At 72.0% G+C, this 23,274-nt stretch carries 26 protein-coding genes; 6 read left to right on the top strand and 20 right to left on the bottom strand.

Going from position 1 to position 23,274, the window contains the following annotated elements; translation table 11 throughout:
- Positions 1-314 (bottom strand): sigma factor (locus C3492_RS39325; RefSeq protein ID WP_308461181.1); only part of this gene is annotated, 314 nt, incomplete at its 3' end.
- Between the two features lie 224 nt (positions 315-538).
- Between C3492_RS39325 and C3492_RS39320 the strand changes: the two genes are divergently transcribed.
- A complete protein-coding gene (locus C3492_RS39320) occupies positions 539-961 on the top strand; it encodes an ATP-binding protein (protein WP_103817404.1) in 423 nt (140 codons plus the stop codon).
- Between the two features lie 73 nt (positions 962-1,034).
- On the opposite strand, the gene C3492_RS39315 is transcribed toward C3492_RS39320, so the two are convergent.
- From C3492_RS39315 to C3492_RS39220, 19 genes are all read right to left on the bottom strand, one after another.
- Positions 1,035-1,205, bottom strand: a complete 171-nt coding sequence (locus C3492_RS39315) for a hypothetical protein (RefSeq protein ID WP_014673915.1) — start codon at positions 1,203-1,205, stop codon at positions 1,035-1,037.
- Positions 1,206-1,365: 160 nt separating this feature from the next.
- Positions 1,366-1,761: a CBS domain-containing protein gene (locus C3492_RS39310; protein WP_181140789.1), complete on the bottom strand. Its 396-nt coding sequence runs from the start codon at positions 1,759-1,761 to the stop codon at positions 1,366-1,368.
- Positions 1,762-2,745: 984 nt separating this feature from the next.
- A complete protein-coding gene (locus C3492_RS39295) occupies positions 2,746-3,963 on the bottom strand; it encodes a helix-turn-helix domain-containing protein (RefSeq protein WP_181140787.1) in 1,218 nt (405 codons plus the stop codon).
- Between the two features lie 176 nt (positions 3,964-4,139).
- Positions 4,140-4,280, bottom strand: coding sequence for a hypothetical protein (locus tag C3492_RS44985; RefSeq protein WP_181140786.1), 141 nt, complete (start codon positions 4,278-4,280; stop codon positions 4,140-4,142).
- A gap of 167 nt (positions 4,281-4,447) precedes the next feature.
- Entirely contained in the window at positions 4,448-5,245 is a 798-nt protein-coding gene (locus C3492_RS39290; RefSeq protein ID WP_103817400.1) for an ABC transporter permease, read from the bottom strand.
- 26 nt (positions 5,246-5,271) lie between these two features.
- The gene (locus tag C3492_RS39285) at positions 5,272-6,069 is read right to left on the bottom strand and encodes an ABC transporter permease (RefSeq protein WP_181140785.1); all 798 of its coding nucleotides are present in this window, start codon (positions 6,067-6,069) and stop codon (positions 5,272-5,274) included.
- Positions 6,069-7,067: an ABC transporter ATP-binding protein gene (locus C3492_RS39280; protein WP_103817399.1), complete on the bottom strand. Its 999-nt coding sequence runs from the start codon at positions 7,065-7,067 to the stop codon at positions 6,069-6,071. The genes C3492_RS39285 and C3492_RS39280 overlap by 1 nt, the downstream gene beginning before the upstream one ends.
- Positions 7,068-7,083: 16 nt before the next feature.
- A complete protein-coding gene (asnB, locus tag C3492_RS39275; RefSeq protein WP_103817398.1) occupies positions 7,084-9,300 on the bottom strand; it encodes an asparagine synthase (glutamine-hydrolyzing) in 2,217 nt (738 codons plus the stop codon).
- Positions 9,301-9,706: 406 nt separating this feature from the next.
- Positions 9,707-9,988 carry a PqqD family protein gene (locus C3492_RS39270; RefSeq protein ID WP_103817397.1) on the bottom strand — a complete coding sequence of 94 codons (282 nt, stop codon included), beginning with the start codon at positions 9,986-9,988 and terminating at the stop codon, positions 9,707-9,709.
- Positions 9,988-10,785, bottom strand: coding sequence for a hypothetical protein (locus C3492_RS39265; RefSeq protein WP_103817396.1), 798 nt, complete (start codon positions 10,783-10,785; stop codon positions 9,988-9,990). Before C3492_RS39265 ends, C3492_RS39270 begins: the two co-directional genes overlap by 1 nt.
- 47 nt (positions 10,786-10,832) lie before the next feature.
- Positions 10,833-11,858 (bottom strand): diiron oxygenase, encoded by a 1,026-nt coding sequence (locus C3492_RS39260; RefSeq protein ID WP_103817395.1) that lies wholly within the window; start codon positions 11,856-11,858, stop codon positions 10,833-10,835.
- Positions 11,815-12,447, bottom strand: coding sequence for a pyridoxamine 5'-phosphate oxidase family protein (locus C3492_RS39255; RefSeq protein ID WP_181140784.1), 633 nt, complete (start codon positions 12,445-12,447; stop codon positions 11,815-11,817). Before C3492_RS39255 ends, C3492_RS39260 begins: the two co-directional genes overlap by 44 nt.
- Complete coding sequence (locus C3492_RS39250) at positions 12,444-13,193, bottom strand: SDR family NAD(P)-dependent oxidoreductase (protein WP_219822123.1); 750 nt, start codon at positions 13,191-13,193, stop codon at positions 12,444-12,446. Before C3492_RS39250 ends, C3492_RS39255 begins: the two co-directional genes overlap by 4 nt.
- A complete protein-coding gene (locus tag C3492_RS39245; RefSeq protein ID WP_103817393.1) occupies positions 13,190-14,224 on the bottom strand; it encodes a Gfo/Idh/MocA family protein in 1,035 nt (344 codons plus the stop codon). The genes C3492_RS39250 and C3492_RS39245 overlap by 4 nt, the downstream gene beginning before the upstream one ends.
- Positions 14,225-15,010, bottom strand: coding sequence for a hypothetical protein (locus tag C3492_RS39240; RefSeq protein ID WP_103817392.1), 786 nt, complete (start codon positions 15,008-15,010; stop codon positions 14,225-14,227).
- Between the two features lie 68 nt (positions 15,011-15,078).
- Complete coding sequence (locus C3492_RS39235) at positions 15,079-16,029, bottom strand: hypothetical protein (RefSeq protein WP_219822122.1); 951 nt, start codon at positions 16,027-16,029, stop codon at positions 15,079-15,081.
- A complete protein-coding gene (locus tag C3492_RS39230) occupies positions 16,026-16,679 on the bottom strand; it encodes a dTMP kinase (protein WP_103817391.1) in 654 nt (217 codons plus the stop codon). The genes C3492_RS39235 and C3492_RS39230 overlap by 4 nt, the downstream gene beginning before the upstream one ends.
- Positions 16,673-17,533, bottom strand: a complete 861-nt coding sequence (locus C3492_RS39225) for an HAD family hydrolase (protein WP_103817390.1) — start codon at positions 17,531-17,533, stop codon at positions 16,673-16,675. Before C3492_RS39225 ends, C3492_RS39230 begins: the two co-directional genes overlap by 7 nt.
- Positions 17,530-18,210 (bottom strand): HAD-IA family hydrolase, encoded by a 681-nt coding sequence (locus tag C3492_RS39220; protein WP_103817389.1) that lies wholly within the window; start codon positions 18,208-18,210, stop codon positions 17,530-17,532. The genes C3492_RS39225 and C3492_RS39220 overlap by 4 nt, the downstream gene beginning before the upstream one ends.
- 274 nt (positions 18,211-18,484) lie before the next feature.
- Here C3492_RS39220 and C3492_RS39215 point away from each other — a divergent pair, with 274 nt between their 5' ends.
- Genes C3492_RS39215 through C3492_RS39195 form a run of 5 tightly spaced genes read left to right on the top strand, consistent with a single transcriptional unit; the run spans position 18,485 to position 23,240 of the window.
- The gene (locus C3492_RS39215) at positions 18,485-19,669 is read left to right on the top strand and encodes a hypothetical protein (RefSeq protein ID WP_181140783.1); all 1,185 of its coding nucleotides are present in this window, start codon (positions 18,485-18,487) and stop codon (positions 19,667-19,669) included.
- Positions 19,669-20,769: a formyltransferase family protein gene (locus tag C3492_RS39210; protein WP_103817388.1), complete on the top strand. Its 1,101-nt coding sequence runs from the start codon at positions 19,669-19,671 to the stop codon at positions 20,767-20,769. Before C3492_RS39215 ends, C3492_RS39210 begins: the two co-directional genes overlap by 1 nt.
- A gap of 4 nt (positions 20,770-20,773) precedes the next feature.
- Positions 20,774-21,742, top strand: a complete 969-nt coding sequence (locus C3492_RS39205) for a nucleoside-diphosphate kinase (RefSeq protein ID WP_103817387.1) — start codon at positions 20,774-20,776, stop codon at positions 21,740-21,742.
- Positions 21,739-23,067, top strand: coding sequence for an aminotransferase class III-fold pyridoxal phosphate-dependent enzyme (locus C3492_RS39200; RefSeq protein ID WP_181140782.1), 1,329 nt, complete (start codon positions 21,739-21,741; stop codon positions 23,065-23,067). The genes C3492_RS39205 and C3492_RS39200 overlap by 4 nt, the downstream gene beginning before the upstream one ends.
- Complete coding sequence (locus C3492_RS39195; protein ID WP_103817385.1) at positions 23,064-23,240, top strand: (2Fe-2S)-binding protein; 177 nt, start codon at positions 23,064-23,066, stop codon at positions 23,238-23,240. Before C3492_RS39200 ends, C3492_RS39195 begins: the two co-directional genes overlap by 4 nt.
- Positions 23,241-23,274 lie beyond the last annotated feature (34 nt).

Here is a 23,274-nt window from a genome sequence, read left to right as displayed (position 1 = left end):
GCCTCCCGCGACAGCTCGAACCGGTCGATCGCCTTGATCAGGCCGATCATGCCGACCTGGACGATGTCCTCCATCTCCTCCGGTCCACGGCTGCGGAAGCGGCCGGCCGCGTAGCGGACCAGGGACATGTTCATCTCTATGAGCGTGTTGCGGGCGTAGCTGTATTCGGGGGTGCCCTCTTCCAGGACCGCCAGCTGCTCGAAGAACAGCCGCGAGAGCTCCCGGGCGTCCTTGGGCGCCACCTGGGAGGGATCGGCGACCTCGGGCAGTTCGGTGGTCTGCGTCTCGGCTGCCGTCGTGCTCGTGAGCGCCATGCTGTTCCCCTCCCGCGTTCGAACTGTCCGCCATCACCGACCCCGGGGTCGGCGTCATCGCAGCGGCTACCCCCTCATCCTGCACCTACACCCGGGCCCGTACGAATCGGGGGACGTCCCTGCTCGGTGACCGGGGGCTCGCGATGCGTACCGGTGCGGGTGCTCTTCTCGGTGGATCCGGGGCAGACGTGGGGGGACCAGCGGGACGAACGAAGGAGGCGGACATGGCCGAGGACTCCTCGGTGAGGGCGGTGGGATGGGCGCGCTCACTGCCGGTCAGCAGCGGGGTGAAGGCGGCCCGGGACTGGACGCGCGGGCACCTGGCGGCGCTGGGCTGGACCGAGACGGCGCCGGACCTGGTGGACTCGGTGCTGTTGACGGTGTCCGAGCTGGTCACCAACGCCCATGTGCACGCCCGCAGCACGGCACAGCTGATCCTCACGTGGGACCAGGCGTGTCTGCACGTCACCGTCCACGACGCCTCTCCCCGGCTGCCCGAGCAGCGCGACCCCGGAACCGGTGCGCTGGGCGGACGCGGTCTGCTCCTGGTCGACGCGCTGGCCGACACCGTGGAGGTGCACCGCTGCCCTTACGGCAAGGACGTCACCGCGTGCTTCCAGCCACCCTCGCCCTCGGCGGCCGGATAGGCCGGACGCACACACACGCGGGGACCGGCTGGGCTCCAGCCGGTCCCCGCGTGTGAAGGGGTGAGGGTCAGGGTCACCATCGATACCAGCGGCCGCGACCACCACCAGCGGTGGTGGAGCGCATGACGAAGCCGAGCAGCCAGAGCACCAGGACGGCGACGGCGACCCACCAGAGAACCTTGATGGCGAATCCGGCGCCGAACAGAATCAGCGCGAGGAGCAGAACAAGCAGCAAGGGAACCATAGTTATCTACCTCCTTGCCCCACCGTTTGCCCTCGGTCGGTTCCCGCATTCCTCGAAGACGCCTTGTTTGTGAAGGAAATGCGGGGGAACCCGTGGCAGGGCTTTCACGCGGTATTCGTGCCGGGATTCCTGTCGTGTTTCCTGCCGTGCGGACGGGAAGTCAGTCGCTGGAGAGAACCTCCAGGAGGTCGCCGACGGCTCGGTCGGGCAGGGCCCGGGCGACGTCCGCCAGGGCGACGATGCCGACGAGGCGGTGGCCGTCGATGACGGGCAGCCGGCGTACCTTGTGCGAGGCCATCGTGCGCAGGAGCTCTTCCACGTCGTCGTCCGCGCCGATCGTGACGGCCTCTTCCTGCGCCAGCTCACCGGCCTTGACCGCGGCGGGGTCCTTCCCGGCCCCGAGGACCTCGACGACGATGTCCCGGTCGGTGAGAACCCCCTTGAGACGGTCGTCGGCGCCACAGATGGGAAGCGCGCCGACGCCGAGTTCGGTCATCCTGCGGGCTGCGTCGAGAACGGTCTCCTCGGCGGCCACGCATTCCGCGCCCTTGGTCATGATGTCCCGTGCCGTGGTGGTCACTCGTCCTCCTGAAAGGTCGTAATGTCCGGGACATCTCGATTAACCCGTAACCGGTGGGCGAAACGACCTGCCGGAAGACCGGTGTGCGCCTTTCGCCGGTTGTCGGGGACACCTCCGTACCGGACGCAGGGGCGAGGGTGTGCGGCGGCAGCCGATGCGGATGCGCCCGGCACGGGGTGCGGCGGCCCTGCTGTCCGGGGTGGCCGCTCCGGCCCCTACGGCGGGGGCATCGCCCGGTGCGGCCGGGGTGAGCGGACACAGCATGTTCACGCGGACGCCCGGTGGCGGGCCGCCCCGTGGGCACCCGTCCACGGTTGCCTGCCGGGAGGGAGCCCGACCGTGGTCATCGTTGCCTGCCTTCTCCTGCCCTTCGTGGGGCTGCTGTTGTACGGCATGGACCGTGTGGAGGACTGGCTGACGCGCTCGCCGGAACCACCCCGCCATGCCGGTGCGCGTCGTCTGCGTGTGATCGCGGGCGGCCGGCAGGGACCCGCCACCCGGTCCCGGACGGGCCGGCGCCCGTCCCGCGCCGCCTGAGCGGCACCCGATGCCGCCGGGAGCGTAACGACCTGGTTCAGGAGACCCCCGCCAAGATGTACCGCTCCTGGCGGCGGATCAGCCGGGCGCAGGCCCCGGTGGCCTAGGCCGACACCGTGCTCGTACGCAGCTTCCTCTCCCGGCGCCGCCGCCGCAGCTCCACGGAGCGCCCCAGCGACCGGCTGCCGGAAACGGCCGCCCCGGCGCGGGACGCGGAGCTGCGGATGGCCCTGCTGGACGGCCTGGCCCGGATGACGGCCAGGGACCGCGCCGTCCTGGTGCTCGCGGCACCGAGGTCAAGAAGGTCAAGGGCCGGTCGGAGAAGGGCGGTCCGGCCGCGGTGTGGCTCGTCGACATCCTCGACGAGCGCTTCTTCACCGGCTGAGCGCTGCCGGCCCGCGGGCCGGCAGCGGACGGGAATCCCTAGATCGTGTTCTGGGCGACCGTGCGCCACACCTCGGCCGCCAGGTCGGGCAGGTTCGCCGTTTGGACCCGGGCGGCGATGTCCCTGAGGTCGTGGAGGGCGTCGCGGTCGCCCGAGCGCAGGGCGACCAGGCTGCGCAGGACGTCGAAGCGGATCTGGTCGCGGTACGACAGCAGGTGCTTGCCGTCCTCACCGGCGGCCAGCAACTGTGCCGCGCGGTCCGCCCGGCCCTGGTGGAAGGCCAGCTTCGCCTGGAGGAAGAGCAGTTCCTGCTGGTGGCGCTGGGTGCCGATGAGTCTCAGCGCGGGCTCGGCCTGCGCCAGGAAGTCCTCGGCGTCCGCGACCCGGGGCGGATCGGCTTCGAGGGAGAGGGAGGCACCGGCCAGCCGGAGCCGGATCCAGAGCATCAGGTCGTCGCGGCTGTCGATGGCGGCCACGGCCTCCAGCAGGCGCTCCACCGCCCGGGCGTGGTTGCCCTGCCGGGCGGCCACGGTGGCGGCGCTCCAGAAGGCCTGGGCCGCGAGCACCCCGGTGGTGCCCCGCAGCGACTGGCACACCTCGTCGACCAGCCGCGCGGCCTCGGCGAGGTCGCCGAGTTCGGCCTGGACCGACGCCAGCAGCAGCCGGGCGCGCACGAGATCGGCGGCGGACAGCCGCATCTGGCGCTCCTGGCTGAGCTTGAGCACCTCGGCCACCGCGTCCCGGGAGGCCTTCGCGTCACCGAGGTCGCGGGCGCAATGGGCGAGCCTGAGCCGGGCCCTGACCTGGAGGGCGGCGCGGCCCAGCTTCTCGCTGACCGCGTTGAGCCGGACCAGCGCCTCGTGCTCCTTGCGGAAGTCGCCCAGCACCTCGTACACCCGGGCGAGCTGGGTGAGCGCGTGCCAGTGGGTCAGGTCGTCCGCGTCGCCGGCGGCGGCGAGGCTGTCGGTGAGGAGCCTGGCCGTCTCGTCGTCGAGGTCGCGTTCCGGCATGGCGGCCACGGTGGCGACGACGTCGGTGAGGCTGTCCTCGGGCCGGTCGTCCTCGAACACCTCGACGGGAACGCCGAGACGCTGCGCCAGATAAGTGACGGCTCGCTCGGTGGGCCGGCGGTTGCCGGATTCCAGCCGCGACAGATAGGCGGCCGACATTCCCGGGCCGGTGAGGTCGACCTGCGAGATGCCCCGTTGTTGCCTCAGCTGGCGCAGTCGCTTGCCGAACCCTGGCTGCTCAAGCAAATTCCACCTCTGCGCGGAAAGATGTTCTCTTCCTTCCCGGCGGGAATCCAACGCCCGAACGGGGATGGGTCGAGTGACCCACCCCCGCATGATTCCACGCCCGGCACACCAGTGGCAAATATTGACCAAGCTGGCAATGTCCGGACGGGAATCGCCTGCGCAGCGTCTTCCGGCGATTACGGCCAGTCGATGCTCGACAGGCTGGACGCGCGCACCTCCGTGTCAGCCGAATGGCGCTCGGACCCGAGCGCTCCCGCGAAGGCCATGACGGCGAGCAGCGCCGCGAGGCCGCGTATGGCGGGCCTGACAATACCCATCTTTAAGTCCCCCTCCATGGGCCGCACGGATCCAGCCAGCGATACGCGCGGTATGAGACGCCAGGCCGGTGAGCTCCGGCCCGGCGGGTGCGAGTAGAAGGTAGATCAAGCCAGCCCGGCTTGGCAACTCTTGACAAACATTGGCAATCACCGTACGCGAGCGGTGTTCACATGACGTCCAGGGCCGCGTTGGCGCGGCTGCGCCACTCGAAGAACCGCAACAGTCCGTACGCCAGCACCGCATATCCCAGCGCGACCGCCGCCTCCCGTCCCAGACTCGACCACAGCACGCCCGGCGACGCCCCGTCGAAGACGCCGCGCAGCGCGGCGATGGCGTGGTACAGCGGCAGCACCGAGCCGGCCGCGCGCATCCAGCCCGGCATGGCCGCCGGCGGCAGGTTGGCCCCGCTGAAGAGGATCAGCAGGGTGAAGGCCGCGTTGGAGATGACGAACACGTCCCGGATGCGGATCGCCAGCGCTCCGAGCGCCAGGCCGAACAGGGCGCACGAGGCCGAGGCGACGACGAACACCTGCACCAGGCCGAGCAGCGTGGTGGCCGGCAGGTCCAGGCCCAGGACGAGGGAGCCCGCGAGCATCATGAAGGCCATGACGGCGAACCCGTTCAGGACGTAGGGCAGCACCCTGCCGCCCCAGATGAGGCCCCGGGACCGCGGACTGAGCAGCACCGCTCCCAGGGTGCCGTAGCGGCGCTCGTTGGCCACGGCCATGATCCCGCCGTACACACAGGGCACGCTGGTCGCCAGGACCGCGTTCCCCAGCAGGTAGAAACGGTCGTCGGCCACCCCGAGGCTCCGTCCGACATGGACGAAGAAGAAGATCTGGAACAGCGGGCTCACCAGCAGCGTGCCGATGAACATGGGGGGCGTGGTCCAGTTGAACAGGGCGCGGTAGGAAAGACCCCCGCCGTGGAAGGTCAGGCGCAGTGCGCGTGTCAGAGCAGTCATCGCTGTGTCTCCGCTGTGTCCGGCGCTCAGGTGAGTGCGAGGGTGCCCGCGCCGCGGGCACGGCGCTCCACCCAGACGAGGGCGGCCAGTGCCAGGGCCACGTAGCCGAGACCGAGGCCGAGGGCGACGGCGGACGGCCACAGGACGCCGCCGCCCCCCGTCGCCGCGTGGATCGCGCGGGCGGCCCAGCTCGTCGGGAGGGCCCAGGTCACCGGGCGGGTCCACGCCGGCAGGGACGCCGTGGAGACGAGGACGCCGGAGAACATCCACACCGGGTAGTCCAGCGCGTTGGCGAGCGCGTTGGCGTTGCGCAGCAGGACGAACGTGGCGGCCATCAGCAGGCCCATCATGCCGAGCGCCGCCACGCACGCCAGTACGGCCACCACGAACAGGCCGGGCGACACCGGCGCGAAGGGGATGCCGAACAGCACGACACCCCAGACCAGGGTGGCGACGAGCGAGTACAGGCCCACGAAGGCGGTCGCGAAGGTGATCGGCAGCAGGACCAGCGACAGCCGGGTCGGCGCGGACACCAGCGTCTCCAGGGTGCCCATCCAGCGCTGCTCCTGGATCGCGCCGCCGGCGCCGAAGAGGACCGCGGACCACACGCCCATCAGGCCCGCGCCCACCGCCGCCTGGAGGAGCCGGTCCGGATGGTCCCCGGCGCGGAAGAGGTGGACGGCGAGGGTCGCGTAGACGAGCGGGGCGAAGACCGCCATGACGAGCTCGACGCCGGAGCGGGACAGGTACAGCACGTGCGTGCGCAGACCGACCCTCATCAGCCGCCAGAAGCGGTACAGGACGTGTGCGGGACCGTGCGCCATCACGCACCCCCCGCCGTGGCCGGGCCGCTGATGATGGAGAGGTAGGCGTCCTCCAGGGTGGGCTCGCGCGTGGTCACCCTGCCGGTGCGCAGGCCGGTGAGCGCCGCCAGCACCGAGGCGTGACTGCCGTGGGACGGCTGCGTGTGGACGGTCACCACGTCCACGGTGCCGTCGGTCGCGACGGTGGCCTGCTCGACGCCCGCGGTCTCCCGGAGCCGGCGCAGATGCTCTTCCCGCACCTCGTCGTGGACCTCGACCTCCATGACGTCGAGCTTGCGGACCCTGTCCTTGAGCTCGGCGGGCGTGCCCTCGGCGCGCAGTGTCCCGGAGGCGATGACCGCGATCCGGTCGCAGAGCTCGTCGGCCTCGGCCATGTAGTGCGTCGTGAGCAGGACGGTGGTGCCGCCCTTCACGAGATCGGCGACCATCTGGCGCAGTTCGCGTGCCGCCGCCGGGTCCACGCCGATCGACGGCTCGTCCAGGAACAGGACCTCCGGCCGGTGCAGCAGTCCCCGCGCGATGTGCAGCTTCTGCCGCATGCCGCGCGAGTAGCCCTCGACGCGTTCCTTCTCCCGGCCCTTCAGACCGACCGTCTCCAGCAGTTCGTGGATGCGGGGGAGCTGTTCGCGCGGTTCGACGCCGTAGAGCTCCGCGAAGTAGCGCAGGTTGTCCAGGGCGGACAGCCGCTCGTACAGGCCGCGGTCGCCGCCGAAGACGTAACCGATGCGCCGGCGTACCTCCAGCGGGTCGCGGGCCACGTCGTGGCCGAGGACGCGTGCCGAGCCCGCGGTGGGCAGCAGCAGCGTGTTCAGCATCTTGATCGTGGTGGTCTTGCCGGCGCCGTTCGGTCCGAGCAGCCCGAAGAGCTCGCCGCGGCCCACGGTGAGGGAGACGCCGCGGACGGCTTCGATCGTCTTGCGCCGGGGCCTCAGCCAGCCGGTGCGCGTCCGGTAGGAGCGGGCGAGGCCCTCGGCCTCGATAGCCAGGTCGGTGGTCATCAGCAGCCTTCTCGTCCTACTCGGTGGGGGCGGCCGCGGCGGGCTCGGTCAGGCGCAGCAGGCCGAGGTCGAGGGAGTCGTCCAGCAGTTGCCGGAAGGAGTCGGGGGCGCTTCCCCGTTCCGCGCACGCCTCCGCGAGGGTGCGGGTGCCGTCGAGCGCGTGCAGCAGGGCCGTCCAGTCGCCGTCGCCCTCCAGCACGTACTCCAGGGAGCCGTCGACCGCCAGGTACGCGGTGCCGTCGGTGTCCGTCAGGAGGGTGACGTGGTCGGCCGGCGCGAGCACGCTCTGCCCGGTCCAGCGGGAGGGCGCGAACACCAGCGACTCGATCTCCGGTGCCGCGGTGTCCCAGTCGGTGACCGGGTGGGCGGGGCGTACGGCGGGCAGCAGCACCGCGGACTCCACGAGCGGGGGCGGGAGTTCGGTGACCATCGCGTCGAGCAGGCACAGGTTGAGCAGCGGCAGCAGCCGCTCCACGTGGGCGGACAGCGGTGCGTCCGCCAGTCGGCGCAGCAGCGCGCGGACCCGGTCGGCGTCGAGCATCGTCCGGCCGCGTTCGGTGGCCAGGGCCTCCTCGACCAGGGCGGAGCCGTCGTGCGTGAGCATCTCGATGAAGGGCCGGTGCGTGTGCTGGACGCCCTCGCCGTAGAAGAAGGGGACCTTGGGGCGGTGGACCACCTCGGCGGGCAGCAGGTCGGCGACGGCCTCGCGGATGATGGCCTTGTCCCACAGCAGGCGTTCCCGCCGGGCCGCCGGGATCGACGCGACCAGCTCGACCAGCCGCCGGTCCAGGAAGGGGACGCGGGCCTCGGTGCCGCTGCCGGCGGCGGTGCGGTCCTCGTGCCAGCAGTTGAACTGCTCGACGTCCCGCATCTTCGCCGCGACGAACGCGGCGTACGGGTCGCGGGCCCGCAGGGCCCTGCCGTGGTCGAGCGCGGCGTCGGTCAGCAGACCGCCCTCGGTGCCCTCCCACCACGCGGCGAGCTTGGGCCGGCCGTCCTCCAGCCGGCCGCGCCGGGCCATGTCGGTGAGGGCGTACTCGAAGCCCTCCCAGCCGCTGTCGCCGGCGATGGTGCCGGAGTAGCCGCCGCAGAACTCGTCGGCCGCCGCCCCCAGCAGCATGCCCTTGATCTCGGGGTGCTCGGCGCGGACGTGGCGGTGGAGTTCGTGCTTGTAGTACTGCTCCGGGCTGCACGTGGGCATCTCGGTGAGCCACAGCAGCCGCTTCCACTCGTCCGCGGTGGGTGCCTGCGCGGCGTCGAAGCGGATCTGGTGGTTGGCGACACCGAGTTTGCCTGCGACCAGGCGCGCGTGCCGGGCGTCCCCGTTGACCACGGTCGAGCCGCTCAGCACGGAGAAGGTCCGCAGCTCGGTCGTGCCGGCGGCCAGGGCCGCGACCGCGGCCGAGTCCACCCCGCCGCTGAGGAACAGGCCGATGGACACGTCCGCGGTGGCGCAGGCCCGCACCGAGTCGGCGAGCAGCTCACGGAACTCCCCGACGATCTCCTGGTCCGTACGGGTGGAGTCCCCGTCGAAGTCGGGCAGCTGCCAGTAGGTGTGCCGGCGGGTCGCGCCGTCGCGCAGGTCGATCTCCAGGATCGTGGCGGCCGGTACGGACTCCACGCCCTCGAAGTAGGTGGCGGGTCCGGCGAGGTCCAGCGAGGGGGCCGACGTCATGGTCGGGTTGACCAGCGCGCGGTCCCAGTCGACGCGTCGCGGGGTCGCCGGGTCGGCGAAGAGGGCCTTGATCTCCGAGGCGAAGGCGATCCGCCGGCTGTCCCGGGTGTAGAAGAGCGGCTTCACGCCGAAGTGGTCGCGGGCGAGGAGCAGTACGCCGCGCCGCCGGTCCCACAGCACGAGGCCGAACATGCCGCGCACGTCGTCGAGGAAGTCGAGGCCCTTGTGCCGGTAGAGGTGCACCAGCACCTCGCAGTCGGATCCGGTCCGGAAGCGGGTGCCGGCCGGCAGCGTCGCCGCGAGCTCCCGGTGGTTGTAGACCTCGCCGTTGGCGATGAGGACGACCGAGCGGTCCTCGCTGTACAGGGGCTGACCGCCGTTCTCGGGGTCCACCAGGGACAGCCGCGTGAACGCCATGCCGACCGGCCCCTGGCGCAGGAGTTCCTCCGCGTCGGGGCCACGGTGTGCCAGCGTGCGGGCCATGGTCGCGAGGATCGCGTCGGATTCGACGCCGAGGTCCTGCCCGTCGATGCGGGCCAGACCGCCGAGTCCGCACATGCTCCCGTTCCTTTCCGGTGGGACGTCGTTTCAGGAAAATCTCAGGAAAAGGGGAAGGGCGCCCCTCGACGTGATGAAGGAGAGGCGCCCTTGGGTCCGCTTGTGGTTAGCGGTTCACCATCATGACGCGGGTGAAGTCGATCTTCTTCGCCTGCGGCTTGTTGTACTGCTTCATATCAATACACCTCTTCACTGGTGAATTCCGCCGTTCCGATGTCCGGCCCGGCGTGCTCCACCGATATTAGGGGCCGATTTCGAGCGCCCGCAAGCCCGGACGGGAAATTCTCGGAAATTCGAGAAATGCATTTCAGGGAAACGCCTCCGAGCCGTCCGCGAATATCGCGAACGGCTTTTCCGTGCCCCTGGGGGAGTCGGAATCAGGGGGCCGGAATTATCGGTGGCAAATTCAGGCGGCCAGTTTCACCAGTTTCTCTTCGAGTAGCCACTCCAGCATCTCCGCGGTGTCCTGGAGTGCCGTGTCGGCGTCGACGCCGTAGGTCTCGGCCACCGCGCCGGCGATGTCCTCGACCCGGTCGGTGCCGTTGATGCGCCGCCAGATGAACGCCGCCACCTCGGGCAGCTCGTAGGCCTGGTGGTAGCGGGCGAGCAGGACCGCGCCCTCGGAGGACCTGATGCGCACCTCCAGGCTGTGCCGGGGCACGCTCCGCGCATGGACGACGGCCGGCATCAGACCTCCACCTCCATCGAGATGCGACGCACCCAGCCGATGACGTCCTCGATCCACCGTCCGGGTTCGGCGGGGTCGTAGTCGCGCATGGTCTCGATCTCCCAGTACCGCTCGAAGGGCAGCACCACGGGGGCGGCGGCCCGGTACTTCCTGGAGCGCCACTTGGCGGTGGTGCCGATCTCCCCGTGCTGGGCCAGCAGCGCGTCCACCGCGTACCCGAAGGCGAGCTTCGCGGTGAGCAGCGCGCTCTCCGCGTCGCCGGAGCCGAGCTGGCCCAGGGCGTCCTCGGCGAAGGTGTCGGCGAGGTCCAGGCTCCGCGCGGCGATGGTGCGGGCGAACGCGGACGCGCGCAGCCGGCTCTGCTGCTCCGCCAGCCAGTCCGCGCCGTCGAGGGCGAGCGCGTGCCCGAGCTTGACCAGGCAGTCGCGTTCGAACTGGCTCACGGTGGCGCCGACGTCCCGCTCACTGCGGTACGACTCCCAGGAGATCTTCTCCATCAGCTGGGCGTACTGCCCGGTCAGCCAGTACTCCACGTCCCCGCGCCGGTCGCCCAGGGTGGGCACCGCCACCGGGATCCGGTCCGGCACCAGGGCCACGGGGTGGAAGTCGACGGCGTCGTCCGCGGGGAACGGCGCGTCCGTGACCACGTACAGGTCGAGGTCGCTGGTCTCGTTGCCCCAGCCCCGCACCAGGGAGCCGGCCGCGTACACGCATAGCGGGGAATCCGGCAGCAGCCCCTGCTCCCGGAGCTGGCCGAGGAGGCGCGGGCCGTCCTCGGCGGTGATCGTCTGCATCATCGGCATGTCCTTCTGTCCGTGTGCGCACGGCGGTGCGTGCGTCGTCCTCACAGCAGTCCGTGCGTCGCGAACTCCGTACGCACCTGTTCGTCGTCCAGTGCCCCGACCGAGGCGAAATGCCGGACCGTCTGCTGCGCGACGTTCTTCGCGTACGCCGCGACGGCCGCGTCGGGGAACAGCTCGGCCACAATGCGTTTCGCGTCGTCGCGGGCGAGTCCGTAACCCGTGATCTCCGCTTCCACGGAGGGCACGTCCGGATCGGTGAAAATACGGATGAGTCGGGGCACCTGAAGTGCCGCGCGGTGTCGCACGGCGGGCGTCAGCTGTCCCCACAGATGACGCAGGAAAATGGCGAAATAGGCATGATGCCTGCCCTCGTCCAGCGCGTGGTCGCGAACGGTCTCCCGGACCGCCGGGGCGATGCCCTGGTCGTTCCCCATGTCGGAGAGCTGCGCGGTGATGAGTGTCTCCGACACGACGACGAAGAGGATTTCGGTGAGGGCCGCGAGATCGCCCGGGGTCTCCTCCAGGAAGCGCTCCAGGCGGGTGATGAAGTACGGCACCTCGGGCAGCCGCGCGCTGACCCGGGTCAGCGCGCTCACCTGACGGGTGAGGTCCGCCGAGAACAGCGCGTGGTACGCCTCGTCGCAGTAGATCTTGAAGGCGTCCAGCCGCATGGCGTCGGGCAGCCGGACGCCGATGGTGCCGTGCGCGATGCCGAGCACCGTCCGGTTGACGACCAGGTGCTCCAGCTTGGCCGTGAAGTCCAGGTAGCGGTACAGGTGCCGGACGAGCACGTCACGGTAGACGTCCGGCCGCTCGTCGCGCAGTGCCGCGATCAGCGGGTGGGAGGCCAGCGGCACCAGCTCGGGCGCGAAGAGGGCCTGACCGGCGTCGAGGGCGGTCAGTTCCCGGCGCGGGGCGGTGCGGACGGTGGCCCGCTCGTGCCAGTTGCGGAACGGGCTGACGTACTCGTCCGGCCCGCTGCGGTCGGCCCGCTGGTCGAGGAGGGCCTGCTTGGGGCACAGGCTAACCGCCGAGCAGCCCATGAACAGGCCCACTGTGCCGCACATGCTTCTCCCCTCCTGCCGTCGTGGCCGGACGCTTGGCGAGCGGCGGGTCCGACTGGTTGCGGTCGATCCGGGCGGTGTTCCACAGATCGGCGAAGCGGCTCGCCCGGCCGCAGTGGTAGTACGCCTCCTCGACGTGCACGAGCGACCCCCACAGCAGCCGTTCGCGCTCCTCGTCGTCGAGCGGGAGGTCCGCCCAGCGCGGATCGCTGCGGGACACCGGCTCGGCCCGCCCGTTGACCCGGGCGGTCTCCCGCATGCCGGGGATGAGGAAGAGCAGGCCGACGCCGGGGCTCTCCGCGAGGTTGCCGAGGGTCTGCAGGAGCCGGTTCCCGGACTCCTCGGGGATGAACAGCGTGCGTTCGTCGAGGACCCGCACGAAGCCCGGGGCGCCACCACGGGGCGAGGCGTCGCAGCGGCCCCGCCCGTCCGCGGTCGCCAGCACCACGTAGGGCGACAGCGCGATGAACTCGCGCAGCCAGGGGTGCAGAACCGGCGAGAGCTTGGCGCGCACCCGGTCCAGGGGGGCACCCCAGCTCTCGGCCAGCTCCTCGCGCACCGAGCCGGCGGACGGGACGTCGAGCGGCTTCACGGCACCATCACCGCCCCCCCGTTGACGCCCAGCGTCTGACCGGTCAGGTATCCGCTGCGGTCACCGGCGAGGAAGGCCACCGCGTCCGCCACGTCCTGCGCCCGCGCCACCCGGCCGAGCGGGATCCTGCGGCCCTCGGCCAGGAACCCCTCCTCGTCCAGGTTCGGCTGGGCGGTCCTGGTCACGCCGGGCGCGACGGTGTTCACGGTGATGCCGTGCACGGCGAGGGCACGCGCCAGCGACTTGCCGAGGGCGACCAGCCCCGCCTTGCTCGCGGCGTAGTGCGCGCCCCTGGGCGACCCGGTGAAGGCGGCGCTCGACGACACGTTCACGATCCGCCCCCCGCCCCGCGGGATCATCAGCGCGGCGGCCTCCTGGGCGCAGAAGAACGCGCCCTTGAGGTTGGTGTCGAGGACGAGGTCCCATGTCTCCTCGTCGAGCTCCAGCACCTGGGCGCGCGGGAAGACGCCCGCGTTGTTGACCAGGACGTCGAGCCGGCCGAACCGCCGGGCGACCGTCTCGAACATGCCGGTGACCTGCTGCCGGTCGCGTACGTCGGCCGCCACGCGGAAGCAGCCCTCGGGCAGCTCCTCGCCGTCCGGTCCGGGCTCGGCGCCGGGCAGGTGGTTGACGGCGACCCGGGCGCCCAGCGCGGCGAGTGTCGCGGCCACGGCACGGCCGATGCCGCCGGCGCCGCCCGTGACGAGCGCGGTGCGTCCTTCCAGGGACGGTGTCACGGCGTTCACGGGCGGGCCCCCGTCTGCCGCCGCACCTCGTCGAGGACGCGGTAGACCTCCAGGCAGGCCGCGAGCGGTGAGTCGCTGGGCTCACCGTGCCGGACGCTGTGGTGGAAGCTCTCCAGTTCGGCCGAGTAGCCGGTGCGGCCGTAGCCGCCGCGGCGGCCGGGCCAGTCGTACCGGAGCGTCTCCTTGCCGTCGAGGAAGCCCGCGCCGGGCGCGCCCGCCGGACGGCCGACCGTCAGCGTGTTGAAGTGGTCGAGGACCCCGGTGACGGACTGGTCGGTGACGAGTTCGCACCGGTACTCCAGGCGGTTGGAGTAGTTCCCCAGCAGCAGGGTGGCCAGCCGCCCGTCGGCGTACTCCAGCAGGACGCGGATCGCGCGACGGCGTGCGTCGATGTCGGCGCGCCGGGCGGTGATCCGGTCCGGGGTGCCCAGTTCGCGCAGGACCAGGTCGACCGCGTGGGTGCCGAGCCCCTGCAACAGGCTGTCCTCCACCGTCGTACAGCCCCACACGGGGGACGTCGGCTTGGCCGAGACCATGCGGACGTCGACCGTGCGCAGCGTGCCGTGGGCGCGCAGGGTGTCGCGGAGCTTCCGGTAGGACTGTCCGTAGCGGAAGTTGAAGCCGACGAACGCCACCGTGCCCGGTGGCGCGTCCCGTTCGCCGGCGGCCAGCTTCTCCAGCGTCGCGGTGTCGGGCGCGGGCGGCTTCTCGGTGAAGACGCTGATGCCGTGGGCGAGGGCCCGCCGCAGGACCTCGGCGTGCAGGTCGGGGGAGCCGGCGACGACCAGGGCGTCGATCTCCCGCGCGCCCTCGCCGTCGACCAGCTCGGTCCAGTCGTCGGTCCACAGGTCCGCGCCCCAGCGCCGGGCGGCCTCGGCGGCGGCGTCGGGCCGGCGCGCCGCCACGGCGGTCAGCCGGGCGCCGTCGAGCACCGACAGGGCGGGCAGCAGGTTCTCCTGCGCGTGCGTGCCGGGGCCGATGAGCCCGTAGCGCAGTGCCGCCCGCCCGGGCGTGAGCCGTCGGATGGCCATTCAGATGATCCCCAGCTCTTCCAGCCGGCGGCACCAGTAGTGGTACTTCTCCTTGGTCATCTGACGCTCGGCGCGGCGTTCGGCGGACTCCCGGTCCTCGCCGACCCGCCAGAACATGGTGCCGACCTCGGCCGTCTCCGGCTCGATCTCGGCCAGTTCGCCGCGGGGGCCGTCCTGGCCCTCCCGCAGCCGGCGCACGGCCTCCTCACGGCCGCGGGCCTCCTTGAACATGACCGGCGCCCGGTCCTTGACCGGGTTGCCGCGCAGCACGAGGGAGATGGTGCCCAGCTCGGTGAAGGGCGTGGAGTGCAGGGCGTTGTGGTGGATGGTGAAGCACTCGCCGGCGCGGTCCTCGTGCAGCAGCACCGGCCGCACGTCCTCCGGCAGGGTGTTCTCGTCGAAGCCGTCGCGCGCCACGTAGTTGCGGTGCAGGTAGGTGCCGCGCAGCACGAGGTTGGTGAACGAGAAGCGGTGGTTGTGGGCGAGCTGCTGCTGGTGGTCGGTGGACATCCGGAGCCTGATGCGCAGGCCCTTCTCCACGTCGTCCCAGAGCACGATCTTGTCCTCGACCACGTCCTCCTCGCACTTGGCCCACAGATAGGGGTCGTGCTCGACGGCGAACAGCAGCTTGCGGAAGAGGGCCTTGTCGGCGGCGAACTCACGGATGAGCCGCTGCGTCAGCACGGCCGCCGCGGGCAGGTCGTCCCAGTCGATCGGGCCGACGTCCTCGAAGAGTTCGACGACGGTGTTGTTGACGTGCACCCGGTCTGCCGTCTCGATGCTCATGGCTGGTTCTTCTCCTGTGGAGGGCACCGGTCGACCGGTGCGGGAAGGGAACGGGACCGCGCCGGACGTCAGATGACGCCGAGCCTCTCCAGGCGGTCGCGGATCTGGCGGTAGGCGTCGAGGCCCATGGCCTTCTGCCGGCGGCGCTCCTCGGGCTCGTCCTGGCGGCCGAAGCGCCACCACAGGGTGCCCTCCTCCTTGTCCATGATCACGGAGCGGTCCTTCTCGACCGGGCCGCGCAGGAAGAGGGAGACGGTGTCGGGCGTCGTGAACGTCGTGTGGATGGCGCTGTGGTGCATCGTGTAGCAGCTGCCCGGCCCCTCCCAGCGGACCACGTGCGGGGTCAGCTTTTCGAGCTGGTCCGTCACGCGCGGGTCCGGGTTGTGGCGGTTGAGGTACCGGCGGGCCTCCGGGTCGGGGCCGTCCCCGTAGAGGTCGCCGTCCATGTGGTACCAGGTGTGCGTGTAACCGCCCGTCACGATGCGGCTGGAGAAGGAGAACCGGTGGTCGTGCGGCCGGTCGAAGTGGTCCTCGGTGGAGATGTGCAGGCGCAGCCGGACGCCCCGGTCCAGGGCGTCGTACAGCACGATGTAGTCGAGCAGCTGGTGGCGTTCGCACATGGCGAGGAGCTCCGGCTTGTTCTCCACGTCGTGGACGAGCTTGCGCAGGGACTCCTTGTCCTCCGCGAGGCGGTGGACGACGTCACGGGTGATCTCACCCGCTGCTTCGAGGTCGCTCCAGTCGACGGTGAGTCGGTCGAGGTGGTCGATCACGGTTGCTCCTTGGGACGGGAGTGGGTCGGGCAGCGGCCCGCCGTGCGGGGCCGGCGGCTGCCGGGTGGGGTTCTCGGCGGCGCGCGCGTCCTCGTAGGCCCTGCGGATGCGCAGGGCGGCCGGTGAGCCGGCGGCGGGCAGCCGGCCGAGCTCGTCCGCCGGGCGCCGTCCGGCGATGACGTCGGCCAGCATGTCGGCGAAGACGTCGAGGTCGGAGGTGCCGACCACATCACGGGTGGGGCTCATGGTGTTCTCCTCAGGCCGCGCACCGCGGCCACCACGTCGGCCGCGGTGCGCTCCGGCGGATCGTCCGGGTCGGGAGTCAGGACGAGCCAGCCGCGCTCCTTCGCCATGCGCAGCAACTCGTCGCGTACGACCGACTGGTAGGCGCGGAAGGACTCGCGCGGCGGCCCGGTGAAGCCGTCCCAGCGGCCGAGCTCGGTGTCCTTGAAGTCGTCGCGGCGCGACCAGGCGACCTCGGGCGCGACGTCCAGCAGGACCGTCAGGGCGGGTTCGGGCACGGGGGCGAAGAGCGACTCGACCCAGTGCGCGTCCAGCGGCTCGCGGACCAGGGTCTTGGCGATGTTCCGGTAGTACCAGCCGTCCATCACCGTGACCGTGTCCTCGTCGGCGAGGCCGGGGCGCAGCCGGGCCAGTCCCGCGTACCAGGAGGCGATCAGCAGGATCCAGTGCGCGGCTCCGTAGGTGTCGCCCTGTCGCTCCGGCGAGGACCAGATGAGTTCGCGCAGCAGGCCGGCCCGTGCGGCGGTGCCCGGGTCCGGCGCCGCGAGGTCCTTCTTGCCGGCGGGGGTGCGGTCCGGGGCGAGCTCACGCGCGGCCAGCCGGGCCACGGTGGACTTGCCGCTGCCGTCGATGCCCTCCAGCACGATCAGCACGGCCCGGCTCCGTCCAGCAGATGGCGGACGACACCGTCCTCGTCGTTGGCGGCCGTGACGACGTCCGCCCGGGCGCGGACGTCGGGGTGGGCGTTGGCGGGTGCCACGGCGCGGTCGGCGACGGCGAACATCGGCAGGTCGTTGAGGTGGTCGCCGTACACGGTCAGCCGCAGGTCCGCGAGGCCCGCGGTCCGCGCGAGGTGGCGCACCGCGAGGCCCTTCTCGGCCTGCGGGTGCGCGACCTGGACCTCGGTCCAGCCGGGCACGTAGCGGTTGGCCGCCGCCAGGACGGTGGCGTCGGTGCCGAGGGCGGCTTCGAGGACCGTGACCGTGGCCTTCGCGTCCTCGTCGGGGACGAAGGCGATCACCGCGGCGGTGCGCGCGTGGGCGGTCCCGGCGTACGGATCCGGGCAGGGGCTCAGCCGGGGGTCGCCGTACGCCCGCTTCTCCGCCACGTACCAGGCGGTGGCGGGGTTGGTACAGGCGCCGTACAGGACGCGGTCGGTGGTGCCGTCCCAGGTGGTCAGCACCGGCTCGGCGGCCAGCCCCGCGAGCGCGTCCAGCGCGGCGGCCGTCACCGCGGGGCCGAGCGTGCGGTGGGCCAGGTGGCGGCCCGAGGCGAGGTCGGTGAGGAACGCGCCGTTGAGTTCGATGACGGGCAGCGTCAGCCGTACCCCGGCCAGCAGGCTGCGCATGGCGACGGCGCTGCGCGCGCTGGCCACGGTCAGCGCGGTGCCCTCGTCCAGCAGTGCGTTGAGTCCGTCACGGGCGTACGCGCTGAGCGTGGCGTCGGAGCGCAGCAGCGTTCCGTCCAGGTCGAACACGTGCAGGCCCGAGCGGCGGTCGTCGGTCATCGGCGGGTCTCCTCAAGTGGCCTGGTGGGAAAGAGCGCGGGAATCAGTTCCCGCAGCTCCCCCATGGAACCGAGGACCCGGTGGGCGTCGGCGAGCCGGGTGGGCGGGGTGAGGGAGGCCAGGCCGAACACCGTCATCCCGGCCGCCCGGGCCGCGGCGACGCCCCGTGCGCTGTCCTCGACGACCAGACATGCCCCGGGTGCGACACCGAAGTGCCGTGCCGCGTGCAGGAAGACGTCGGGCGCGGGCTTGGGGCGGGCCACCTGGTCCGCGCCGAAGACCCGGCCGGCCAGACGCGGGGCGAGGCCGGTCAGGCGCAGTGATACGGCGACCCGGTCCGCGGTGTCGTTGGAGGCGACGCAGTAGGGGACGCCGAGCGCGTCGAGGTCGTCCAGGACCCGGTGCACTCCGTCCGTCGCGGTGAGTTCCCGTTCGAAGGCGTCGAAGAGCCGGGCGTGGAAGCGGGGCAGGAAGTCGGCGGGGACGCGCGCGCCGGTGCGCCGGCGGACCGTGTCGGCCACGTCCGCGAACGACTTGCCCAAGTAGTGCTCGACGGCTTCGCCGAACGTCGTCGGCACGACCTCGTCGGTCAGCATCGCGGCGAGCAGACGGTTGCCGAGGGTCTCGCTGTCCACGAGGACACCGCTGTTGTCGAAGACGACCAGCTCGTGCTCCACCCGGGCCCTCCGCCTCGATTGACTGCAGTTGCCAGGTGAACCTAGGTCGCAATTGACAATCTAGTCAAGCCGTAGCGGCCCAGGATTGACAAGTTCCATGACCGGCGCCCTCATGGGTGACGGGTGAGTTCACCGGGAAGTTCGTAGGGAAGGTCACCGTCATCAGGCCCCTTGTCTCCGGTGACGCCGATGGTATGGTCAACGCTCGTCCACCCAATCTGTCAAGGCTTGTCAAAACGAAGTTGACAATCAGCAGGCACGCGAAGAGGGATGAATGATGGAGAACCTGTCTGGCTCGGCCGAGCAGACCCACGCCCCGCTGCTCCCGGTGGAGGTCCACTGTCATGGCTTTGCCGGCGTGGACTTCTCCGAGTTCTCCCTGCTCGACCTCGAACTGCTGGAGGAGGTCTGCGCCCGGGAAGGGGTGCTCAGCATCCCGACCCTGTACCTGCACCACCACCGGCTCGGCGAGTTCGAGAAGTTCATGCGCCGCTACGACCGGATGCGCCGGGCCGGCCGCATCCCGCACGTCGTCGGCGTCGCCCTGGAAGGGCCGCTGCTGTCCAGCCACGGCGGCACGCCGGCCGACACCGTGTGGGCCCCGACGCGCGCGGAGTGGGAGCGGCTGGCCCGCCTCGGCGACCACGGCCTGTGCTACATGGTCCTGTCGCCCGACGCGTTCTCGCCCGCCTCGGACTTCCACGGCCAGACCTTCGCCCGCCACCCCGGCTTCGAGTGGATCGTCCCGCTGCTGCTCGGCCACGGCGTGCGGCCCGCGCTCGGCCACTTCACCCGCACCGACCCGCTCCTCAGTGCCCGGCTGGTCACGGACATCGTCGACATCGCCTGGGACACCGAGTGGAACGGCAAGGGCGCCCGGGTGGTGACCGACCACCTGTTCAACGACATGCCGCTGACCATCCGGCACGCCTTCCGCACCACGCGGGCCCGCGCCGCCCGGGAGGCGACGCTCGCCTCGTACGACCTGCCCGGCTGGACGCTGGACGCGATGGACGAGATCGCCGGGCCGGTGCCGGCGGCCATCATGCGCGAGGCCGCCGCGGGCCGGATCGCCGCCTGCATCAACTTCGACGGCGAGCACGTCGACCTGGCCATCGCCGGCCGCGCCGTCGCCCTGATGGGCCTGGAGAACTCGATGATGATGACCGACCGCTGCGACTCCGCGCGGCTCGGCGGCCAGGATCTGACGCAGGGCGAGGAGAACGGCCTGTGGTACCAGTCCGGCGGCATCGTCGCCGCCGGCTCCCAGCCGTTGGCCCAGCAGATGCGCAACGCCATGGGCCGGGACATCAGGGGCCGGCAGCTCTGGGACCTGGCCGCCGGCACCGCCCACCGCGCCTTCGGGCTCACCGCCCTGGACGCGGGCCAGCTTCCCGACGGCATGCTCGCCGCGACCCACGAGCAGTGGGCCGCCCTCGACATCGCGGACGCCGCCTGATGCCGGGCACCGGCCTCTTGCCGGACCCGGGGTCCGTACCGGGCACCGGCCCTGCGCCGGGCGCCGGCCTCGTACCGGACGCGGGCTTCGTACCGGGCACCGGCCTGACCCCCGGCCCCAGCCCCGTGCCGGGCGCCGGCTCCGTGCCGACCACCGGCCCTGCGCCGGGCGCCGGCCTCGTACCGGACGCGGGCTTCGTACCGGGCACCGGCCTGGCACACGGCACCGGCCTGGCACACGGCACCGGCCTGGCAGACGGCATCGACCCCGCGCCGAGCGCCGGCGCCGCCCCGCTCCCCCTGCGCCGGATCAGTTCCTCCGGGCCGTTGCGGATCGGTGTGCTCGTCTCGGCCACCGGTGCCAACCTGCGCACGCTGATCGAGCTCCAGCGCGCGGAGCCGGAGGGGTACCAGGTCGCCCTCGTCGCCTCGCACGGCACCCGCTCCAAGGCACTGGACCTGGCCCGGGAACACGGCATCGAGGCCTGGCCGGGTGACTTCGACGCCCGCTGCGGCACGGCCTCGCGGGCGAGGACGCCCGGGGAACGCGCCGCGTACCGGCGGCGGGCGAGGCAGTGGCACGACGGGCTGGCCGCCCGGATCGCCGCATGGGAGGCGGACCACGGCCCGCTGGACCTCGTCGTGCTGGCCTACCACCGCTGGATCGAGGGCGATCTGCTCACCCGCCACCACGGCCGGATGATCAACCAGCACCCCGGCGACCTCACCGTGCTCGACGCGGACCACCGCCGGGTCCTGACCGGCAACGACCCGGTGGCCACGGCCATCCGCCTCGGCCACACGGCCACGCGGACCTCCTGCTTCCTCGTCGACGAGAGCCATGACGGCGGCAGCGTGCTCTGCCAGGGCCCTCCCGTAGCCGTGCGGCCCCAGGTGACCGCCTGGGACCAGGAGCTGGAGCAGAAACGGCTCAGCGACCGCCCCTGCCTGGAGTGGACCGTGCGGGCCTTCGCCGCCGGCTCGCTCGCACTGGCCGCGCACACGCATCCCGACGGAAGCCGGGCCGTCCTGGTCGACGGCGTGGCCATGCCGCCGGGCGGCAGACGACTGACCGCAGCAGAAACCCCCGAGGGGATGTGAACCCGTGTCCCGCACCGCGATCGGCGCCCGCGCCCTTGACCCGCTGACCCGCGATCCGCACAAGGCCGAGGCCTACCGCCTCGACCCCTACATGCGCGAGGCGCTCGGCTCGCTGACCCCGCTGCGCGACCCCGGGGTGCTCCACCGGCACACCTTCGTCGTGCTGAAGCCCGACGCCGTCGCCGGGCGCCGCTGTGAACTGATCCTGCGCATCCTGCGGTCGGAGGGCTGGCACCCCGTCGCGGCCACCACCGTGCGCTTCGACCCGCTGCTCGTCCGCGAACTGTGGCGCTACCAGTTCAACGCCGCCTCCGCGCAGCGCATCGCGGTGGTGGACCCGCTGCTGTCCTCGGGCCGCAGCCTGCTCGTCCTGCTGGAGGACCGCGACCGGCCCGACTGGCTGCCCGCCAGCGCGCGCCTGACGGCGGCCAAGGGTTCGGCCGAGCCGTCCGCCGCGCGCAGCGGTGACCTGCGCACCCGGATCGGCCGGGTCAACGGCCTGTTCAACTTCATGCACACCGCCGACGAACCCGCCGACGTGGCCCGGGAGTTGCAGCTCTTCTCGTACCAGACCGGCTGGGACTGGTGCGCGGGCCCGCTCTTCGGCAGGACGCCGGACTCCGCCGCCGGCCCCGAGGAGACCGTGACCCGGCTGCTGGCCGAACTGGAGGCCGAGATTCCAGCGCACGACCTGGACGTCGCCGCCGGCATCCGGCGACTGGCCCGGCAGGAAGGGCCCTGGGGGGACTGCGCCCGGGACCGGCCGGAGCCCGCGCACATCGAGGACTGGCTCGGCGTACTGCGCCGCGCACCGCTCCCCGAAGGCGCCGCCCGCTGGGACGTCCTGACCGTCCTCACGAGCTGGATCGACTGCAACGAGGAAGGAGTCCTCCCGATCATCGCCACCGGAACAGCCGACGCCTGGCGCACCGCGACGGCGGACGCCACGACGAACGAGGTGACGTACGCGTGACCGCAGCCGTCCCACCGTTCGCCGGCGCCGGCAACCTCATCTACCGCGCCGAGCACGTGCCCCGGTTCGTACGCGCCGAGGGAAGCTACCTCCAAGCCGCCGACGGACGCCGCTACCTGGACGCCGAGGCCGCCAACGGCACCGTGGCCTGGGGCTACGACCGGCAGATCCTGCGGGACGCCCTCACGTACTGCCAGGACCTGCCCGCGCTGCCGTCCTTCTGCGAGTCCGAGCTGCGCCTGGAGGTGCTCCAGCGGCTGGAACGGCTCTTCGGCGAGGCCGTCGGCGCCCCGGGCCGCGTCGAGCTGGACCTCGGCGGCGCGCAGGGCATGGAGACGGCCCTGCGCATCGCGTTCAGCGCGGTCGGCCCCGGCACGGTCGTGGTCTTCGAAGGCGCCTTCCACGGCAGGTCCGGGGTGACCAGCATGCTCAGCTCCAGCCCGCGCTACCGCGAACTGCTCGCCGCGTGGGGCCTGGAGGTCGTACGACTGCCCAGCCCCGACTGCGGCCGCTGCCCGCACGCGGCGGCACAGGCCACGGCGTGCGGGAAGGGCTGCATCGCGGCGGCCACCAGATGGGGCTCCGAGCTCTCCGGTGTCGGCGGGAAGGGCTTCTCCCGCAAGGTGAGCGCCTTCGTCTTCGAATCCGTGCAGAACGTCGGCGGCATGGCCGAGCCCGACCACGCGCTGCTGCGCGCGGCCGTGGACCACGCGCGGGCCAACGGCGCCGTGGTCATCGCCGACGAGATCTTCACCGGCATGCACCGCACCGGCCCCCGCTGGGGCTTCCAGCGCTCGGGGGTCAGCCCCGACGTGGTCGTCACCAGCAAGGCCCTGACCAACGGCGCCGCGGCACTCAGCGCCGTCTGGGCACGCGAACCGCTCGCGGCGCCGCGGACGTACCGGCCGGGCAGCCACTCCTCCACCTACATCGGCATCCCGCACGCCCTCGGTGTCACCCGGGCCGTCCTGGACCGGTGGGACGCCTGGGCCGAACCGGCCGCCGACATGGAAAGGCTCGCGGGCGCACTGACGAGCCGGCTCAGGCGCCTCCAGGCCGCCCATCCCGACCTGGTGCGCGACTGCCAGGCCTTCGGGGGCGCGGCCCGCCTCGTCCTGACCGGCGACCACGCGCCCGCGCTGCGCCGGCTGTGCCTGACCGCCGACCCCCGTACCGGGCTCGTCGTCGCCTCCACGGGCATGGCCCCGGACGTCATCAACATCCATCCGCCGCTGGTCATCGACGACCAGGACTTGGACGTCATGGCGGACGTCCTCGACCAGGCCCTGACCCTGCTGCGCGAGAGCCCGGAGGGCCGCTCATGACGTCGTGCCCCACGGAGGACCCGCTGATCTGCCTGTGCGCACGCGTCCCGGAGAGCGCCGTCCTCTCCGCGAAGACCGCGGGCATCCGCGACATCCCGTCCCTGCGCGAGGCCACCGGCGCCAACACCGGCTGCGGGGACTGCCTGACTGACCTCGAAGAACTGCTCGCGTGAGCGCTCCCCGTCCCGTACCCCACCGCCGACCCCG

The organism is Streptomyces sp. Ru62 (assembly GCF_002920615.1).
Lineage (GTDB): Bacteria > Actinomycetota > Actinomycetes > Streptomycetales > Streptomycetaceae > Streptomyces.
Note: the sequence above shows the minus strand (reverse complement) of the source record. Positions and strands in the feature narration are given on the sequence as shown.

What these genes read in the sequence shown, in the direction of transcription:
- C3492_RS39320 (WP_103817404.1), top strand. Translation starts at nt 539, where the DNA reads ATGGCCGAGGACTCCTCGGTGAGGGCGGTGGGATGGGCGCGCTCACTG.
- C3492_RS39315 (WP_014673915.1), bottom strand. Translation starts at nt 1,205, where the DNA reads ATGGTTCCCTTGCTGCTTGTTCTGCTCCTCGCGCTGATTCTGTTCGGC.
- C3492_RS39310 (WP_181140789.1), bottom strand. Translation starts at nt 1,761, where the DNA reads ATGACCAAGGGCGCGGAATGCGTGGCCGCCGAGGAGACCGTTCTCGAC.
- C3492_RS44985 (WP_181140786.1), bottom strand. Translation starts at nt 4,280, where the DNA reads ATGGGTATTGTCAGGCCCGCCATACGCGGCCTCGCGGCGCTGCTCGCC.
- C3492_RS39290 (WP_103817400.1), bottom strand. Translation starts at nt 5,245, where the DNA reads ATGACTGCTCTGACACGCGCACTGCGCCTGACCTTCCACGGCGGGGGT.
- C3492_RS39285 (WP_181140785.1), bottom strand. Translation starts at nt 6,069, where the DNA reads ATGGCGCACGGTCCCGCACACGTCCTGTACCGCTTCTGGCGGCTGATG.
- C3492_RS39280 (WP_103817399.1), bottom strand. Translation starts at nt 7,067, where the DNA reads ATGACCACCGACCTGGCTATCGAGGCCGAGGGCCTCGCCCGCTCCTAC.
- asnB (WP_103817398.1), bottom strand. Translation starts at nt 9,300, where the DNA reads ATGTGCGGACTCGGCGGTCTGGCCCGCATCGACGGGCAGGACCTCGGC.
- C3492_RS39270 (WP_103817397.1), bottom strand. Translation starts at nt 9,988, where the DNA reads ATGCCGGCCGTCGTCCATGCGCGGAGCGTGCCCCGGCACAGCCTGGAG.
- C3492_RS39265 (WP_103817396.1), bottom strand. Translation starts at nt 10,785, where the DNA reads ATGATGCAGACGATCACCGCCGAGGACGGCCCGCGCCTCCTCGGCCAG.
- C3492_RS39260 (WP_103817395.1), bottom strand. Translation starts at nt 11,858, where the DNA reads ATGTGCGGCACAGTGGGCCTGTTCATGGGCTGCTCGGCGGTTAGCCTG.
- C3492_RS39245 (WP_103817393.1), bottom strand. Translation starts at nt 14,224, where the DNA reads ATGGCCATCCGACGGCTCACGCCCGGGCGGGCGGCACTGCGCTACGGG.
- C3492_RS39240 (WP_103817392.1), bottom strand. Translation starts at nt 15,010, where the DNA reads ATGAGCATCGAGACGGCAGACCGGGTGCACGTCAACAACACCGTCGTC.
- C3492_RS39235 (WP_219822122.1), bottom strand. Translation starts at nt 16,029, where the DNA reads ATGAGCCCCACCCGTGATGTGGTCGGCACCTCCGACCTCGACGTCTTC.
- C3492_RS39225 (WP_103817390.1), bottom strand. Translation starts at nt 17,533, where the DNA reads ATGACCGACGACCGCCGCTCGGGCCTGCACGTGTTCGACCTGGACGGA.
- C3492_RS39215 (WP_181140783.1), top strand. Translation starts at nt 18,485, where the DNA reads ATGATGGAGAACCTGTCTGGCTCGGCCGAGCAGACCCACGCCCCGCTG.
- C3492_RS39210 (WP_103817388.1), top strand. Translation starts at nt 19,669, where the DNA reads ATGCCGGGCACCGGCCTCTTGCCGGACCCGGGGTCCGTACCGGGCACC.
- C3492_RS39195 (WP_103817385.1), top strand. Translation starts at nt 23,064, where the DNA reads ATGACGTCGTGCCCCACGGAGGACCCGCTGATCTGCCTGTGCGCACGC.